At 48.7% G+C, this 16,089-nt stretch carries 16 protein-coding genes; 13 read left to right on the top strand and 3 right to left on the bottom strand.

What is annotated here, in order from left to right:
- The first annotated feature begins 1 nt into the window (after window position 1).
- Genes BMW43_RS03765 through hxlB form a run of 8 tightly spaced genes read left to right on the top strand, consistent with a single transcriptional unit; the run spans window position 2 to window position 5,534 of the window.
- The gene (locus BMW43_RS03765; RefSeq protein WP_091744071.1) at window positions 2-766 is read left to right on the top strand and encodes an SDR family NAD(P)-dependent oxidoreductase; all 765 of its coding nucleotides are present in this window, start codon (window positions 2-4) and stop codon (window positions 764-766) included.
- A gap of 39 nt (window positions 767-805) precedes the next feature.
- Complete coding sequence (deoC, locus tag BMW43_RS03760; protein ID WP_091744070.1) at window positions 806-1,480, top strand: deoxyribose-phosphate aldolase; 675 nt, start codon at window positions 806-808, stop codon at window positions 1,478-1,480.
- The gene (locus BMW43_RS03755) at window positions 1,467-2,288 is read left to right on the top strand and encodes an SDR family NAD(P)-dependent oxidoreductase (protein WP_177173452.1); all 822 of its coding nucleotides are present in this window, start codon (window positions 1,467-1,469) and stop codon (window positions 2,286-2,288) included. The genes deoC and BMW43_RS03755 overlap by 14 nt, the downstream gene beginning before the upstream one ends.
- Window positions 2,289-2,347: 59 nt before the next feature.
- On the top strand, window positions 2,348-3,001 hold the full coding sequence (locus BMW43_RS03750) for an HAD-IA family hydrolase (RefSeq protein WP_091744068.1): 654 nt from the start codon (window positions 2,348-2,350) through the stop codon (window positions 2,999-3,001).
- A 55-nt stretch (window positions 3,002-3,056) separates the two neighbouring features.
- The gene (locus tag BMW43_RS03745; RefSeq protein WP_091744067.1) at window positions 3,057-3,347 is read left to right on the top strand and encodes a PTS sugar transporter subunit IIB; all 291 of its coding nucleotides are present in this window, start codon (window positions 3,057-3,059) and stop codon (window positions 3,345-3,347) included.
- A 48-nt stretch (window positions 3,348-3,395) separates the two neighbouring features.
- A complete protein-coding gene (locus tag BMW43_RS03740; protein ID WP_091744234.1) occupies window positions 3,396-4,445 on the top strand; it encodes a galactitol-1-phosphate 5-dehydrogenase in 1,050 nt (349 codons plus the stop codon).
- Between the two features lie 46 nt (window positions 4,446-4,491).
- On the top strand, window positions 4,492-4,953 hold the full coding sequence (rpiB, locus tag BMW43_RS03735) for a ribose 5-phosphate isomerase B (RefSeq protein WP_091744066.1): 462 nt from the start codon (window positions 4,492-4,494) through the stop codon (window positions 4,951-4,953).
- Between the two features lie 23 nt (window positions 4,954-4,976).
- On the top strand, window positions 4,977-5,534 hold the full coding sequence (hxlB, locus tag BMW43_RS03730) for a 6-phospho-3-hexuloisomerase (RefSeq protein WP_091744065.1): 558 nt from the start codon (window positions 4,977-4,979) through the stop codon (window positions 5,532-5,534).
- 91 nt (window positions 5,535-5,625) lie between these two features.
- Here hxlB and BMW43_RS03725 read toward each other — a convergent pair whose 3' ends face one another.
- A complete protein-coding gene (locus tag BMW43_RS03725; RefSeq protein ID WP_143050560.1) occupies window positions 5,626-6,489 on the bottom strand; it encodes a hypothetical protein in 864 nt (287 codons plus the stop codon).
- A gap of 207 nt (window positions 6,490-6,696) precedes the next feature.
- A complete protein-coding gene (locus tag BMW43_RS03720) occupies window positions 6,697-7,608 on the bottom strand; it encodes an RluA family pseudouridine synthase (protein ID WP_091744063.1) in 912 nt (303 codons plus the stop codon).
- A 298-nt stretch (window positions 7,609-7,906) separates the two neighbouring features.
- On the opposite strand from BMW43_RS03720, the gene trhA reads away from it, so the two are divergent.
- The 5 genes from trhA (at window position 7,907) to BMW43_RS03695 (ending at window position 14,704) form a co-directional block, all read left to right on the top strand.
- Window positions 7,907-8,533: a PAQR family membrane homeostasis protein TrhA gene (gene trhA, locus BMW43_RS03715; protein ID WP_091744062.1), complete on the top strand. Its 627-nt coding sequence runs from the start codon at window positions 7,907-7,909 to the stop codon at window positions 8,531-8,533.
- A gap of 335 nt (window positions 8,534-8,868) precedes the next feature.
- Window positions 8,869-9,480 carry a TetR/AcrR family transcriptional regulator gene (locus BMW43_RS03710; protein WP_177173451.1) on the top strand — a complete coding sequence of 204 codons (612 nt, stop codon included), beginning with the start codon at window positions 8,869-8,871 and terminating at the stop codon, window positions 9,478-9,480.
- Between the two features lie 90 nt (window positions 9,481-9,570).
- The gene (locus BMW43_RS03705) at window positions 9,571-10,722 is read left to right on the top strand and encodes an efflux RND transporter periplasmic adaptor subunit (RefSeq protein ID WP_439331445.1); all 1,152 of its coding nucleotides are present in this window, start codon (window positions 9,571-9,573) and stop codon (window positions 10,720-10,722) included.
- Window positions 10,723-10,735: 13 nt separating this feature from the next.
- Window positions 10,736-13,888 (top strand): efflux RND transporter permease subunit, encoded by a 3,153-nt coding sequence (locus BMW43_RS03700; RefSeq protein ID WP_091744059.1) that lies wholly within the window; start codon window positions 10,736-10,738, stop codon window positions 13,886-13,888.
- 90 nt (window positions 13,889-13,978) lie between these two features.
- Complete coding sequence (locus tag BMW43_RS03695) at window positions 13,979-14,704, top strand: HAD family hydrolase (RefSeq protein ID WP_245732212.1); 726 nt, start codon at window positions 13,979-13,981, stop codon at window positions 14,702-14,704.
- Between the two features lie 93 nt (window positions 14,705-14,797).
- Here the strand turns inward: BMW43_RS03695 and BMW43_RS03690 are convergent, their stop codons facing one another.
- A complete protein-coding gene (locus BMW43_RS03690) occupies window positions 14,798-15,925 on the bottom strand; it encodes an ATP-grasp domain-containing protein (RefSeq protein ID WP_091744057.1) in 1,128 nt (375 codons plus the stop codon).
- Between the last annotated feature and the right edge of the window lie 164 nt (window positions 15,926-16,089).

Genomic DNA, 16,089 nt, shown 5'->3' with positions numbered 1-16,089 from the left:
TATGATACTTCAAAATAAGGTGGCTCTGGTCACCGGAGGATCGCGAGGCATCGGTAAAGCCATTGTCGAGCGTTTGTTCCGGGAAGGTGCCAAAGTGGTGATTAATTGCGCCACCAGTGTGGCAGAGGCACAGAAAGTCGCGGATTCATTAGACGCAAGTGGTAACAGTACGGCCGTATTTCAGGCTAACGTGGCTGCACGGCAAGAGGTGCGGGACATGTTTGCCCAGATCATAGAGCGGTTTGGCCGGATTGATATTCTCATTAATTGCGCGGGATTGGGGATTTCCCGTGATTCTGCCCTGGCACTCAGTCAGGAGGACTGGGACCGCGGCGTTGATGTCAATTTTAAAGGCAGTGCCTATTGTGCGACGGAGGCCATCCAATGGATGAAAGAGCAAGGTGGCGGTGACATTGTCAATATTGCCACGTCGGCTATTTATGCTCCCCGGGGCGGCACTATTCCTTACAGTGCCGCCAAGGCGGCCGTTGTTAATATGAGCCGGGCGCTGGCCTGGGAATTCGGACCTTGTGGTATTAGAGTTAATGTGGTGGCGCCTGGACCGACAGAAACCGATATGGTAAAAATGTTTTTTACACCGGATAGGCTGGCTAAGACCATTCAGGAAGTCCCGCTGCGCAAAATCTGCCAGCCGGAAGACATTGCCGGTGCGGTATGTTTCCTATTGACGTCCGATGCTGCCATGATAACCGGACAGACACTGGTGGTTGACGGAGGCCGTTCCTTACGGCATTTGGAAAGCTAAACAGAAATTAATAACTTACAAATGGAAGGGGCGATGAGAATGTTAACTAAGCGTGAACTGGCTCAGATGATCGATCATTCACTGTTGAAGCCGGATGCATCCTATGAGGATGTGGCCCGGGCTTGCCAGGAATGCATTGATTTTAATTTTAAGACACTTTCTGTTCATTCCGGTTTGGTGAAACGGGCCGCTGATATTTTGGCGGGTACCGGTGTTGGTATTGATGCCACTGCCGGCTTCCCGCTGGGCGCCATGTCGACGAAAGCCAAAGTATTTGAAACAAGCGATGTGTTTAACAATGGTGCCACAGAAGTTGATATCGTGATCAATCTTGGTGCGTTAAAGGCCAAGGATTACGAACTGGTGCGCTACGATATCCAGGAAGTAGTAAAAGCTGCCGCCGGAAATATCGTGAAAGTGATTTTGGAGAATTATTACCTTACGCCGAAGGAAATTGCCGTTGCCTGTAAGCTATGCGAAGAGGCTGGCGCTCATTTTGTGAAAACCTCTACCGGTTTTGCTCCCAGTGGGGCCGTGTTGGCCGATGTGCGTCTGATGCGGCAGTCGGTCAGTCCGGCCGTAGCTGTAAAGGTGGCCGGTGGTGTGACTACACTGAAAGATATGTTGAATTTCCTGGAGGCCGGTGCCACTCGCTGCGGAACCAGCAAGAGTTTAAAAATTATGGCGGAGTATGAAGCTTATGAGAACAGATAAGCCGCTGTCAGGAAAAGTTGCTTTGGTGACCGGTGGGGCAAGAGGTCTGGGCAAAGCCTTTACTTTGCGTCTGGTAAAGCTGGGAGCAGCTGTCATGGTCAGCGACCGTGATTTGAGCGGCGGTGCCTATGCACAGGCTGAGCCGACCGTTGAGCAGGAACTGGACGCGCTGCAGGCCGGCTATGGTCTGTACCAGGGAGATCTTACCAAGGAAGATGAGGTTAAGGACTTATTTGCTGCGCTGGAGACCAGGTTTGGCCGTCTGGATATTTTGGTGAATAATATCGGCGGTACGGCAGGCCCGGCTACCGCTACCGAATGTACCAAGGATATCTGGGATAAGACGGTGGCGATGAATTTGACAACTACCTTTCTCTGCAGTAAATACGCCGCGATGCCGATGAAAAGGCAGCAGTCCGGCAAAATTATCAATATTGCTTCTGTCGAAGGCCTGGTGCCCTTATTTATTTATCACGCTCATTATCAGGCCGCCAAGGCCGGTGTCATTTCACTTACCCGATCGCTGGCGTTGGAACTGGCTTCTTATGGCATTACTGTTAATGCGGTGGCGCCAGGCTGCATTGGAACAGAGAAGTGGGTTAAGCATTATGAACCGCTCATTCCGGGTATTGTCAGCCAGATTCCCTTGGGACGGCTGGGTTCGCTGGAAGACTGCGCGAAGGTGATTGAGTTTTTGGCAACCGATTTGTCTGACTATATGACAGGCGAAGTTATCAAAATTGATGGAGGCATGACTAACTTAAATCCGTCGGTAGTAGGCAGGCCTACCTATGAGGTACGGCTGTAAACGGCTGTACGGTTAAGGAAAATAACCGGCAGGAAAAGGCCGGCAAAGCGAGAGTATTTATGAAAACTTTTGATCTAATTTTATTTGATCTCGATGGGACATTGCTGGATACCATGAAACTGATTACCACTTCCTATCAGATTACCATCAGGCATTTTACCGGCAAGACAGTGGAGGCGGCGCACATCAGCAAATTGGTGGGAACCTCGATTCATAATATTTTGAGCCATTTCGCAGTGGAGCCTACTGCTGAAACGATCGGATTTTATAAAAAAACTTCGGCAGCCATGCATGATGATATGGTGCTGATCTATCCGGGCGTGTCCGAAACGCTGCAGTTGTTAAAAGAAAAGCAGGTGAGTATCGGTCTGGTTACTTCCAAAATAAAGGATTTGGCGGCCATGGGGCTGGCGTTATTTTCCCTGGAACCTTTCTTTGATGTACTTGTTTGCATGGAGGATACGACCAAGCATAAGCCCGACCCGGAGCCGGTGCTGGAAGCCTGTCGCCGCCTGGCCGTTCGGGACCTGTCAAGGGTGCTCATGGTTGGCGACAGCCCCTTTGACATACGCTGTGCCAAGCGAGCCGGTGTAAAAACGGCAGTGGTGACCTGGTCGGACTTTTCGCCGGAGGAATTGGCAGCCGAAGAGCCTGATTATACGATTGCTTCCATGCAGCAGTTAATTGACCTTTTGGCGACTGGGGCTGATTGAATCGAATACAAGCCGATATTAATATATCAAGCTGAAAGCAAAAGGAGTTGTCGAGATGAAAGTATTGATTATCAGTGGGACGACAGATGCCAAAGCCGAAAAAATAAGCAAAGAACTAGTGGCAGGCTGCAAAAAAAGAGGGATGAATGAAGTCGAGGCTGTCGCGGTCAATCTGTTTACCAGTGATTTGAAGGAAATGGAAGAAAGACATAACCCTGATGTCATTGTACGTTTGACGCCGAAGAGCCTGGCAGCAGGGAAACCGGTCGTTGACGGTATGCCGCTGGTATATGCGTTTATGGGCCCCGACAAGGTCTACAACGAGTTAAAACAATATTACAAATAGCCGGTAAGTTTGCTTTAGATTGGCAATTGAAGAGGGGAGTTTGTGAAAATGAAGGCATTAAATTTATACGGACCTAGAGACTTGCGGTATGAAGAGACTGCCAAACCGGTATTGGAAGATAGTAAGGAAGTCATTATCAAAGTGAAAGTGGTAGGGATCTGCGGTTCCGATATTCACCGCTATGCCAAGTTGGGACCCTATATCGCAGGGATGACCTGGGGGCATGAGTTTTCCGGCGAAATTGTGGCAGTGGGCAGCGAAGTAGACAGCTTGAGGCCCGGTGACCGTGTGACTGCTTGTCCGGCCCTGTATTGCGGCCATTGCGAGTCCTGCCGGAAGGGCGAGTTTGCCCGTTGTGAGAAGCTGACTGTCATTGGCGCCAGACATCCGGGCGCTTTTGCCGAGTATGTAAAAGTGCCGGCGGAAAACTGCGTTAAACTGCCTGACAGTGTGCCTTATGATGCCGCCAGCATGATTGAACCGACCAGTGTGGCTATTCATGGGCTTTACAAAACCGGTATCGAGGCCGGTGACGATGTGGCCGTAATCGGTTGTGGCACTATTGGGCTATTAACCATTCAATGGGCTAAAATCTTTGGCGCTAGACATGTTTACGCCCTGGATATTGATGATGCCAAGCTGGAACTGGCTAAGCAACTGGGGGCTGATTTCGGGGTTAACACAAAGGATATAGAACCTCATGAAAAAATATTTGAAATGACCGGCAACCGCGGAGTAGATATTGCTGTGGAATCGGCCGGCAGCACGATTACCTCTGCGCAGGTATTCTCGCTGCCCCGTAAAGGCGGCAAGGTTGTATTCATGGGAATTCCTTACGGCGATGTGATGGTGAAGCGGTTCTATTTTGAACGGATTGTGCGCAATGAGCTGAGTGTCTATGGCTCCTGGAATGCCATTTCGGCTCCCTTTCCGGGGAAGGAATGGCAGACGACCGTCCATTTCCTGCAGGAAGGAAAAATCAAGGTAGAACCTATGATCACCCATCGGCTCAGCCTGGCGGAAGGTCCGGCAACATTTGAAAAGATTATCAACCGGCAAGGGAATTTCGGCAAGGTTTTATTCTATCCGGAGAAATAGGTTTGGTTTTTACTATAGAATATCCGTAAGCATCGGAGGGATTGTTATGAAAATTGCCATTGGCTCTGACCATGCTGGTTTTGAAATGAAAGAGAAACTAAAACAGTTTCTGGCCGACCGGAAGCTGGAAGTTCTGGACTGTGGACCGCAAGCTGGCGACAGTCCGGTGGAATATGTCCCTATTGCCAAGGCAGTGGCCCAAAAGACTGCAGCAGCAGAGGTGGCTGGCGGCATTTTGATTTGTGGCACAGGTATGGGCATGTCCATTGCCGCCAACAAAGTTCCGGGTATACGGGCCGGTCTATGCAATGAATTGTTTACCGCGAAATATGCCAAGAGCGATGTGAATATCAACGTACTGTGTATGGGCAGCCGGGTAATCAGCCAAAGAATGGCGGAAGAAATCACTGCATTGTGGCTGGATACCCCTTTTACCGGCGGCCGGTTTATTCCACGGTTAAAGCAACTCAGTGATCTGGAGGTCGAAAGGAGTCAGCCTTGTTGCTAATACTTTGACGGGAGCGATAAAGGATGGATGCAAATACCTATTCTGAAATAATTATCCGGGAAATTGGGCAGGTATTGGGACAGGTCAACACAACCGCATTAGAGGAACTGGCAACGGCCGTCAGGGCGGCCAACCGGGTTTTTGTAGCCGGTGCCGGCCGGTCGGGTCTGATGGCCAAAGCCTTTGCCATGCGCTTAATGCATATGGGCTTTACGGTCTATGTGGTGGGGGAAACGGTTACTCCTAGCCTGGCTGCCGGTGATTTACTGCTGTTGGCATCCGGTTCAGGTGAGACAGGCAGTCTGGTGACCATGGCGGACAAATGCAAGAAGCTACAGGCTAAACTGGCTGTGCTGACTGCTTCCCCTGGATCTACGATTGGACGCAGTGCCGATATTGTTGTGCAGGTGCCTGCCGTAACCAAAGAAGCGGCAGATATCCGGAGTATTACCGCTCAACCTATGGGGTCGTTGTTTGAGCAAAGTATTTTGCTGCTGATGGATGCTATTATTGTCCGGTTAATGGAACTGCAAGAAAAAACTTCCACAACCATGTTTTCCCGCCATGCCAATTTAGAATAAAAGGGCAGGCCAATATTATTGAAATCGAAATAAAACAGCAAACAGGCCTTCCTCAGCTATAAACTGGGGAAGGCCTGTTGTTTACGAACTGTCAGTCTAAAAAAATCCGGGTACAACCGGTTTGGTTGATTAGTTGCAGTCTGTCACGGTACCGGTCAAAATCTCCGATGGCATTATAAGAATGAAGCCAGTGGGAAAAGGCTGTGTCCAGCAGCGTTAGCGGCGTGTCATATAGGCGCAGTCCCTCAAAAAAGCCGGGCAGAATGAACTTGCGGAAGGCTTGAATCGTACCGGAAGGCTGGCTTAATTTTTCTAACCGCATGCAAGTGGACGCTGCGGATGGTTGGGACGTTTGTTCGGCAGCATGATAGAGCACTAGTGGTGCTGTGCAATGTCTTGCCTGATAGAAGGGAAGAACTTTTTTGTGGAACCACTGCAAGCCTGCCGGCAGGGATCGATCAGGGCTAAAAAGGCCGAAGGTATAACCGTTAAATAAATCCATAAACAAATGAATGTATTGCAGGGTTTTAAGTTTGCTGATCATGCGTCGGGTGCAGATGCACTCATAAACCAACTTTTCGCCCGGTGCCGTGGCTGACAGATCCCGGTCGCAAAAGGCGGGATTGACTCGCTCGATAAACCGGATTTGCTGTATATCTAGGGTATCCGGATTTTCTATGTACAACTGGATAAGTGCCTGGCATAAAGCGACTTTGGACGCTATGCCCAGCTTTTGCTTGACTTGCAGCAACTGCTGCATGGTCAGCGAGAGACCCTGGCGGGTGAAGAAGTCCAGCAGCCGGAAATCGTTCCAAAAGGGATTGGTCAAACAGGTCTTAAGGATAAAATCCTCACTTGACGGTTGTGGCTGGGGTAGCGGTTCTTTTATGTGCAAACGGTAGGTCAGAGTGGTTTTAGGCAGTGGAGTGGGAAGCGTGGTAAATTTATCTTCCAAGCAAATAAGTTCCAAGGGACTTATGAATGATTTCGCCTTAGACATTAGTATAGGGCTGTGGTTTGGCATGATAGACACCCCCAAAAAAATAAAAACGGCACGAACATGATAGTAGATCATGGACGGCCGCATTGCCTCTTGTTTATTATACAAATAACTGATGTATTTATTATATAACTAGTTTGAGTTGATTTCAATTAGTTTTTGTTAAGTTTTATTGGTTTGTGTTAGGTCGCAGTGGTCAAGCAGTTGCCGAAAATCGGTGGGGAGCGGCGCCTGCACGGTAATTCGCCGGTTGTCGCCCAGTGTACTGAATGTGACTGAAACGGCGTGAAGCGCTTGACGGGGCATAAATGGTGAGGGTTTTCCGTACATGGCGTCGCCTATGACGGGGTGCCCCAGATGCGCTAAGTGCAGGCGGATTTGGTGGGTGCGCCCTGTTTCCAGTTCCAATTCCAATAAAGTGGCGATGGAAAATTGCTGAAGCGTTCGGTAGTGGGTAATAGCCGATTCTCCCTGGTCACTGACAATACGGCGGTTGGGACGGTGCGGATGGACAGCGATGCCGGCCGTTATGATTCCCTGGGGAGGCTGTACCAGGCCCGTGACACAGGCCTGGTACAGCCGGCTGATTTGCCTGGCCTTTAGCTGCTCTTCCAGTTTAAACTGGCTTTGGGCGTCCTTGGCAAAGAGGATGCAGCCCGACGTATCGCGGTCGAGGCGGTGAATGGGGCGAAGCGTATAGAGCAGGCCCTGCTGCTGCCAGTGATAGGCCAGATGGTTGGCCAAGGTACCGCGGGTTGTATGTCCGGCAGGATGAACAAGCTGGTAAGGCGGTTTATTCAGTACCAACAGGTACTCATCTTCATATAAAATGTCGATGCCACCTGCTTCGGGTTGCACACCGTAGGAGGCATCTTCCAGCACGGCAACCTGCAGCAGGTCACCGGTTTTAAGGTTTTTTTGCAAAAAAACGCTTCGTTTATTTAAGAGAATTCCTTTTTTTCTAGTTAGTTTCTGAATTTTTCTGCCAGAGTAACCAAGAATTTCTTTTAAATAGGCTTCGACAGGCAGCCCGGCATGCTGTTCTTCGATTTTGTAACTTGTAAATGTCTTCATATGCCGTATTCTTCCTTATATTTAATGTAGTGGTCCGCCAACTTGGAAAGTAAAATTTAAATTTGTGGGGGATTGTTTCATAAGACAAGGCGGCGCACCTATCGAATATAGGTAAGCCGACGACAGGGAAGCTTTGAGAAATATTATACTTTCAGAGTTAGTGAACACTAGCATCATACCGTACTTTGCACCGGGAAACAAGTAATGTGGAAAAAAATGGCGGGTATCAATGCACCTGATTGTGATATAATGCAAGTATGGCTTATTTTTACACAACGTGCAGCTAGGAGGGATATATATGGAAGAAATCGTCAATGCGATTACACATGGTATTGGCGCTGTACTGGCGTTGGCCGGGTTGGTAGTGCTGGCAGTCGGCGCCTGCACGCAGGGCAGTGTCTGGCACATCGTAAGCTTTAGCATTTACGGCACTTCGTTGGTGCTGCTGTATTTGGCTTCGACACTGTATCATAGTTTTACCAATGAACGGGTCAAACATATCTTCAAAATTTTTGACCATTCGGCCATATACCTCTTGATTGCCGGCACCTATACGCCGTTTGCCTTTGTTCCGTTGCACGGTACACTCGGCTGGATCATTTTCGGTGTTGTGTGGACGCTGGCTATTGTTGGTATTGTGTTCAAGGTTTTTTTCGTTAAACGGTTTAACCGGCTTTCCACTTTGTGCTATATCCTGATGGGCTGGTTTGCTGTTGTTATGATTAAACCGCTGATTATGACCTTGCCGGCAGCCGGACTGTACTGGCTGATTGCCGGCGGCGTGCTGTATACGGTAGGGGCTATTTTCTATCTGGCCCGTAAAATGCCCTATAGTCACGCGGTTTGGCATTTCTTTGTCATTGCTGGCAGCGCGGCGCACTTCAACAGTATTTTTTCTTATGTGCTTCCCCTTTCTGTATCTTGATAAATTGGGGTACATAGTACTATGCATCACTTAACCAGATAGCTAATCTTGCAGTCTTTTTTCACCCTGTTCGTTGTATTGCCTTATATAGTCCGGTATGCGTACTTCCTCTGTTCACAGGGCAAAAAATCCTTACAATCTTACTTATTTATTGATTTAAGTGGCGCAGAATACTAGACAGTTATGACAAGCATTGAGGCCGGTCTTCCGGTTCAATGCTTTTTCTTTTGCCTGATTTTAGTAGACAAAACATTTCCCCGTGTACTATAATTAAGTGTAAGTTTTAAATAGTCATTTAAAACGAATGTTTAACAAGTGAGGTGACAAGATATTACGTGGTGGATTGTATTGATAAACCAACTATAAATAAAATTGTTGAGTCAGCAGTTGCTCTGTTCTCTCTGAAAGGATACGCCCGTGTATCCGTTAAGGAAATCGCCGAAGCAGCGGGTGTGAACATTGCTTTAATTTCTTATTATTTTGGCGGAAAAGAAAAGCTATATTCTTATGTAATGGAGCAGCAGCTTACGCTTTTTGGCAGGCAGTTGGAGGTCATCCGGCAGGAACAGCAAGACCCTTTAGAAAAGATAAGGTGCTTTATTCAAACGGCGATTGAGGTACATAAGAAATTTCCTTATCTTAACCGGTTGCTGTATCGAGAATTGCTTAGCCCGACCAATTGTTTTGATGAAATTGTCAAGGGCGAGGCGGAGCGGTTTCATAATTTTTTGGGCGAGTGTATCCGGGAAGCCATCGCCCAGGGAAGGTTTCGGCCTGACCTTGATATTTACTGTGCTACAGTGACATTATTTAGCATGATACATTTTACCCTTTTTACCCAATGCTTGCCCGACACTGTTTTAACTGCAAAAGATGATCGAGAGGAATATTATCTGCTGCAGTCTTTGGAAATTTATTTACATGGGGTTCAATGTCCCGGAGCATGAGGAATGGAAAATAATATCCGTAATCTAACTATAATATAATAGTCATATATTAACATGTGTAAGAATGGCGAAATAGGAGGGGAAGTATTGATTAGTACAGGTTTAAAGAAAATGAGTTATCTGGGAGTTTTCTTGCTGTGCGGCGCCGTACTGGCAGCCGGTTGCAGCAAACAGACCGCCCAAATACCACAGCAGGCTGTGGAAGTTCAGGCGATACAAGTTGCTCAGCAGGATACGCCGGTCACCTATGAATATGTAGGTCAGGTGCAGGCTAAAAATGAGGTAAAACTTCAATCCAAAGTTTCCGGCAATATTGTGGCTAAGATGGTTAATGGCGGAGCCATGGTGAAGAAGGGGCAGCCGCTCTTTCAAATAGACCGCCGGCAGTATGAATCGTCCCTGCTTTCCGCCAAAGCTCAGTTGGCCCAGTCGGAAGCCACGCTGGCCAATTCCCGTCTGGATGTCAGCCGCTATAAGAGACTGGCCGCTCAGGACGCCATCGCTCAGCAGACGCTGGATACCCAGGTTTCCGTAGAACAGCAAAATATGGCAGCCGTAGAGGCTAACCAGGCGCAAGTGCAGTTGGCGCAGGAAAATCTGGCGGATACGCTCATTGTCTCGCCCATTGACGGCCGTATGGATGTCAATGATTTAAGCGTGGGCAGCTATGTCACGGCCGGCTCGACCGTGATGGCTACTATTTCGTCGATTGATCCGGTCTTTGTACAATTCAGCATGAATGAAAACGAATATCTCCAGTTGGCGAATAACAACGGTGGATTGCCTAACTCCTGGGGAAATAGCCTTAAACTGGTCCTTAGTAACGGCACCGAATATTCGGCGACCGGCCAGGTGGAGCAGGTGGACCGGGGCATTAATCAAAATACCGGAACCATTACCATCAAGGCTTCTTTTGCCAATGCTCAGCAATTGCTGGTGCCGGGGATGTTTGCCCGGGTGATTGCCGCCGGTGAAGTACATAAAGGAGCTTTGCTGGTACCGCAGCGGGCCGTGCAGGAATTGTTAGGCAAAAACTTTATCACCGTTGTAGGGGAAGGCGATAAAGCCGAATCGCGGGCTGTGACGATGGGAGCCAAAGTAGGCAATCTGTGGATAGTCGAAGCAGGTCTGCAGCCGGGAGACCGTGTTGTTGTCGAAGGCACCAATAAAGTTCAGCCAGGCGCGGCGTTAGCGGTCACCATGGTCGGATTGGATCAGTTTATGAATCCGGCGAAACAATAGGGGGTGTTAAAACATGGCTAAGTTTTTTATTGAACGCCCCGTTTTTGCCATCGTGCTGTCTATTTTGATCACGCTAATCGGTAGTATTGCCGCTTTTAACTTGCCGATTGCGCAGTATCCGCAGATTGCGCCGCCTACCGTTCGGGTTGGTGCCACCTACCAGGGAGCCAATGCGGACGTGGTGGAACAAACTGTGGCGCAAACCATTGAGGAACAGGTAAACGGTGTTGAGGACATGGTTTCTATGAACTCAACCAGTACCGATGCGGGGTCATATACCTTAAACGTACAGTTTGAAACAGAAAAGAATGCTGATATTGCTACGGTACAGACTCAAAACCGGGTGTCCCAGGCCGATGCATCCATCCCGGATACCGTACGTCAATCCGGCGTGACAACAAAAAAATCAACTCAGGATATGGCCTTTATTTTCACATTGTGGTCACCGAATAACAGTTATGACTCGAATTTCTTAAAGAGTTACGGTACCATCTATCTGGAAGATGATATTAAACGTATTAAAGGTGTCGGCAATATTATGGAATTTGGTGCCGACTACGCTATGCGGGTATGGGTAAAACCGGATAAGCTGGCTCAGCTTGGATTGACGGTAGGTGACGTGCAAAATGCCATTGAGGCGCAGAATATTCAGGCGCCAGCCGGTAACATCGGCACCATGCCGACATCGCAGGGGCAGGAAAAACAATACACCGCTAAAGTAAAGGGCCGTCTCAGTACGCCGGAGGAATTCGGCGATATTATCATCCGGGCCGAGTCGGACGGATCTTTTGTCCGGATTAAAGATGTCGCCCGGGTGGAACTGGGCAGTCAAAACTATAATTTCAGTTCTAAAATGAACGGGAAAACCGCCGTGGGCTTTGCCATTCAGCTCAGTAATGACGCCAATGCCTTAGAAACAATCAGTAATGTGCGCAAAGTGCTGGAGGATGCTTCCAAGCGATTCCCACCTGATTTACAATACAGTGTTATGATTGATAACACCAAGTTTGTCCGGGAGTCGATGGTCGAGGTGACCAAAACCTTCGCCGAAGCGTTGATGCTGGTGTTGCTGGTCGTGTTCATCTTCCTGCAGAACTGGCGGGCCACGCTGATACCGATGCTGGCTATTCCCGTATCGTTGATTGGTACGTTCGGGGCGTTTGTGGCTCTGGGCTTTTCCATCAATACACTGACCTTGTTCGCTATGGTACTGGCCATAGGGTTAGTTGTTGACGATGCCATCGTGGTTATCGAAGCGGTGGAACATCATATGCGTTATTCCGGTTTAACACCGCGGGACGCTACCAAACGGGCAATGAACGAGGTGTCGGGGCCGGTTGTGGCCATTGCATTCGTACTGGCTTCCGTGTTTATTCCGGTTGCGTTTTTTGGCGGCACTATGGGGATTTTGTATAAGCAGTTTGCTTTGACTATTGCCGTTTCCATGGGCCTTTCGGCCTTGGTGGCGTTGTCGTTGACGCCGGCGCTGTGCGCTATGTTGCTTAAACCCTACGATCCTGATGAACATAAGGGTCTTTTGGGCCGCTTCTTTGACCGCTTTAACGACTGGTTCGAAAGAACGATTGAACGGTATGGCCACGGATTGGGCAAAATCATTCCCAAGGCCAGTGTATGCCTGGCGTCGCTCCTGGTATTGCTCATTCTGACCGGCTTTTTACTAAAAATGGTTCCTTCCGCGTTTGTACCGGAAGAGGACCAAGGGTTCTTCCTTACTACACTGACCCTGCCGGAAGCGGCCAGTGCCAACCGGACCGGTGACGCAATTGGTAAATTGGCGGAGGCCGTAGCGCAGCAGCCCGGTGTTAAGGATACTATGGCCATTGTTGGCTACGACATGTTAAGTGGCGGGATTAAATCCAACGCGGCTACTATGTTTGTAGGACTTGAACCATGGGATGAACGGACCAATCCGCAGACTTCTGTGAATTCGCAGATTGGGCAGGTGTTCCAAAACAGTGCTCATTTACCCGAAGGACAGGTTATTGCTCTTAATCCGCCTTCGTTGCCCGGTCTGGGTATTGCCGGTGGTTTTACCATGATGTTGCTTGACCGTAGTGGTGGTACGATTGAGGATTTTGACCGTATTTCCCAGGAGTTTTTAGCAGCAGCCCGTAAACGGCCGGAAATCGGTAAGGTATACACTACCTTCCAGATGAATACACCTGGTTTTGAATTTGAAGTAGACCGGGAAAAGGTAGAAAAGCTGGGCGTTTCCCTGGACGATGTATTTACAACGCTGCAAACTTATTTTGGTGGCGTCCAGGTCAATGACTTCAATAAATTCGGCCGAACGTTCAAAGTCATGTTGCAGGCCGATGTGGATTATCGTTCTCAGGTGGATGCCACTCGTTTCTTTTTCCTCAAAGGTTCCAATAATACAATGGTGCCATTAAATACGCTGCTTAAGCCAAAACCGATGAATGCGACGACGCTGATCAGTCGCTATAACGGTTCCCGTTCCATTCAGATCAACGGTATGCCGGCTAATGGCTACAGTTCCGGCCAGGCGATCACTGCGCTGGAGGAAGTAGCCGCACAAGCATTGCCAACCGGTTATACTTATGAATGGTCAGGCCAGAGCCGGGAAGAAAAAATTTCCGGCAGCCGGGCGCCGATTGTATTTGGCTTTGCCATACTGTTTGTTTTCCTTTGTTTAGCGGCGCTATACGAAAGCTGGAGTGTGCCGTTTGCCGTACTGTTATCGGTGCCGACAGGTATCTTTGGCGCTTTTCTCTTCCAGTATGCCCGGCATTTGGAGAACAGTGTATATATGCAGATTGGTCTGGTCATGCTGATTGGGCTGGCGGCCAAGAATGCCATTTTGATTGTTGAGTTTGCCAAGGTCCGGGTTGATAACGGTATGAACCCGGTTCAGGCGGCGATCGAGGCGGCTAAAATCAGACTACGGCCTATTTTGATGACTTCCTTGGCCTTCATCATCGGTTGCCTGCCGCTGGCTATTGCCACCGGTGCCGGCGCCGCAGCCAGGAACTCCATGGGGACGGCGGTTGTCGGCGGCATGCTGATGGCAACCTCAATAGGTATCTTTCTGATTCCTGTTTTGTTTGTTGTCGTGGAAAAATTGACAATAAAGATTAAGCAATGGAGAAAAGGTAAGGATACTACCGTATCCGTTTCTAAATAAACAAAAGCAATAGCTGCCTGCTTGCGGGCAGCTATTGCTTTTGTTATGATTAGACAGAGAGCAGGGGGAAAGGATACGAGGAGGATGACAGTGCATTGTATAAAAGAAAAGAAAAATAGCGGAGAAAAGAGAGAATTCAAAGCTGTTATCTTTGACCTGGACGGAACCTTGATTGACAGTGAGCCCAACTATTTTGAAGCGTTTAAAAGGATACTGGAAGAGCATGGCGTGACCGATTATACAGCCAAGATGAACCGGCAGTATTACGGCATGGGGGTAAAAGAAGTTCTCGAAGCGTTTAAGGAGAAATATCATATTCAGGCATCCATTGATGCAATAGTTGCAAAGAGCAATAAGTATTATCTGGATTTTGCCAGACGGAATACGATCGTGTTTCCAGAAATGTTCAAGCTGGTAAAAAAGTTGAAGGCCAGTTGTTATCCATTGGCTCTGGCCTCGGGCTCGTCACTGGAAATTATTGAAGATATACTGGCTGCGGCCCGGCTTGGTGACTATTTTGATCTTATTATTTCTTCCGAGAAGGTTGGTAAATCCAAACCTGAGCCGGATGTGTTCTTGGAGACAGCTAGACGGTTGGCGGTGGAGCCGGCGCATTGTCTGGTGCTGGAAGACTCGCCGTATGGCGTTATGGCTGCCCAGCGGGCCGGCATGTCCTGCATCGCAGTTCCGTCAGGCAATCTTTCGGCCTTGCATGATTGCTTTTTTAAAGCCGATTTGCTGCTCGAAAACGGCATGAGCGACTTTTCTGCTGACAAAGCGTTTGAATGGATACAATCGGATGGTCTTGCCGTTTAATGCAAAACAGGCGATAAAAAACAAGCCACTATATCCGAGAGGGACAGTGGCCTGTTTTTTTATGTGTCGCTGGTGAAACGAAACGATGGCGATTTATTCGGCTTGCAAAAACTCAATAAAAGCAAGCAGCTCTTCCTGGCTTTCCGAACGGGCCAGAAAAACGGAACTGCCGGATTGATGCTCCGTGCCGCACTGAGGAAAAGTGGCGACAAGCAATTGGTCATAGGCGGCGCGGACCTCTTCTTCTTTATGGGCATAGTTTTTGCCAGCACTTCTGGCGATATAGGCGCAGTGGAATTTTCGTGTAATGTCGCTGCCAAACTGATCGCCCTGCACCACATTGCCCCACTCCTGATAGATATTGATGTCATTGGCGAAGTTGAAGATGTCCGGCATAAAGCCATTGGCTGGAAATAGCAGTAACTCTTCGACGAAGAGCTTGTTCTTCTCGTTCCGGCTAAACCGGATATGAAAGAAGCGGCCGGCAACATTGGCGGCGGCAAGCAATTTAGCGGCAGCCTTTTCCAGGTCTTCCGGGATGTCACGCAATGAATAAAAGGCTGACTGGCCGGCCGATACATGGACTGCAGTAAACACAGGAGTACCCGACCCATCCAGCAGGCCGTCAAATGAGTAATAGGTTTTTTCCGTATAAGGGGCCAGAACATAGGTTGCATAGTTCGGCAGCTTGTCCAGCCAGGCGTTTAACTCCTCTTCATTTTGCAGAACACCGCAGGGGTCCTGCGAAATAAACGAATCAGGCTTGGCTATGACCGGGTAACCGGTTTTTTTCGCATATTCGACGGCTTCCTCGCGGGTCAGCAGCGCATCACTAACCAACGTGTTGACGCGGGCCTTCCGGCAGAGTTTTTTCATGCCCGTATAGCTGGCATGAAGGTCCAGTGCATCCAGATTGATCCCCGGCACATGGAAATCGGTGCGTAGCGCCGCTTCGGTAAAGAAAAGACGGGGATTGGTGTTTTCAATCCGGTTGATCTTCCCATATCTGTGGGTGAAATAGCCGGCAGCCCGCAGCACCTCGTCGTAGTTAGCCAGATTGTCTACCTTATAGTATTCAGTCAGTGCTCCGGTAAGGGATTGCGACAATTGATCATAGGCCGTATCCCCGATACCCAGGACGTGAACCCCTAAATTTCGCAGATAAAGACAAAATTGGTATACGTTATGTGAAAAATCCGGCGATAAGATAATAATATTCATAAAAACAATAGCCTCCCTGTAAAAGTTTGGAAATTATTCCATTTTAGAAAAGGGATTCTACATGAATGACCAAAATCCTTTAATTTTGTAAAAAAATTAGGGAACTGCTGATTTAATGAGCCTCCCGCCGGGACGCGCAGGGCGAATAAATTGGTAGTTCTTTC

It is taken from the genome of Propionispora vibrioides (assembly GCF_900110485.1).
Lineage (GTDB): Bacteria > Bacillota > Negativicutes > Propionisporales > Propionisporaceae > Propionispora > Propionispora vibrioides.
The sequence above is the reverse complement of the archived record's forward strand: the minus strand, read 5'-3'. Positions and strand labels throughout refer to the sequence as shown.

What these genes read in the sequence shown, in the direction of transcription:
- BMW43_RS03765 (WP_091744071.1), top strand. Translation starts at nt 2, where the DNA reads ATGATACTTCAAAATAAGGTGGCTCTGGTCACCGGAGGATCGCGAGGC.
- deoC (WP_091744070.1), top strand. Translation starts at nt 806, where the DNA reads ATGTTAACTAAGCGTGAACTGGCTCAGATGATCGATCATTCACTGTTG.
- BMW43_RS03755 (WP_177173452.1), top strand. Translation starts at nt 1,467, where the DNA reads ATGAGAACAGATAAGCCGCTGTCAGGAAAAGTTGCTTTGGTGACCGGT.
- BMW43_RS03750 (WP_091744068.1), top strand. Translation starts at nt 2,348, where the DNA reads ATGAAAACTTTTGATCTAATTTTATTTGATCTCGATGGGACATTGCTG.
- BMW43_RS03745 (WP_091744067.1), top strand. Translation starts at nt 3,057, where the DNA reads ATGAAAGTATTGATTATCAGTGGGACGACAGATGCCAAAGCCGAAAAA.
- BMW43_RS03740 (WP_091744234.1), top strand. Translation starts at nt 3,396, where the DNA reads ATGAAGGCATTAAATTTATACGGACCTAGAGACTTGCGGTATGAAGAG.
- rpiB (WP_091744066.1), top strand. Translation starts at nt 4,492, where the DNA reads ATGAAAATTGCCATTGGCTCTGACCATGCTGGTTTTGAAATGAAAGAG.
- hxlB (WP_091744065.1), top strand. Translation starts at nt 4,977, where the DNA reads ATGGATGCAAATACCTATTCTGAAATAATTATCCGGGAAATTGGGCAG.
- BMW43_RS03720 (WP_091744063.1), bottom strand. Translation starts at nt 7,608, where the DNA reads ATGAAGACATTTACAAGTTACAAAATCGAAGAACAGCATGCCGGGCTG.
- trhA (WP_091744062.1), top strand. Translation starts at nt 7,907, where the DNA reads ATGGAAGAAATCGTCAATGCGATTACACATGGTATTGGCGCTGTACTG.
- BMW43_RS03700 (WP_091744059.1), top strand. Translation starts at nt 10,736, where the DNA reads ATGGCTAAGTTTTTTATTGAACGCCCCGTTTTTGCCATCGTGCTGTCT.
- BMW43_RS03690 (WP_091744057.1), bottom strand. Translation starts at nt 15,925, where the DNA reads ATGAATATTATTATCTTATCGCCGGATTTTTCACATAACGTATACCAA.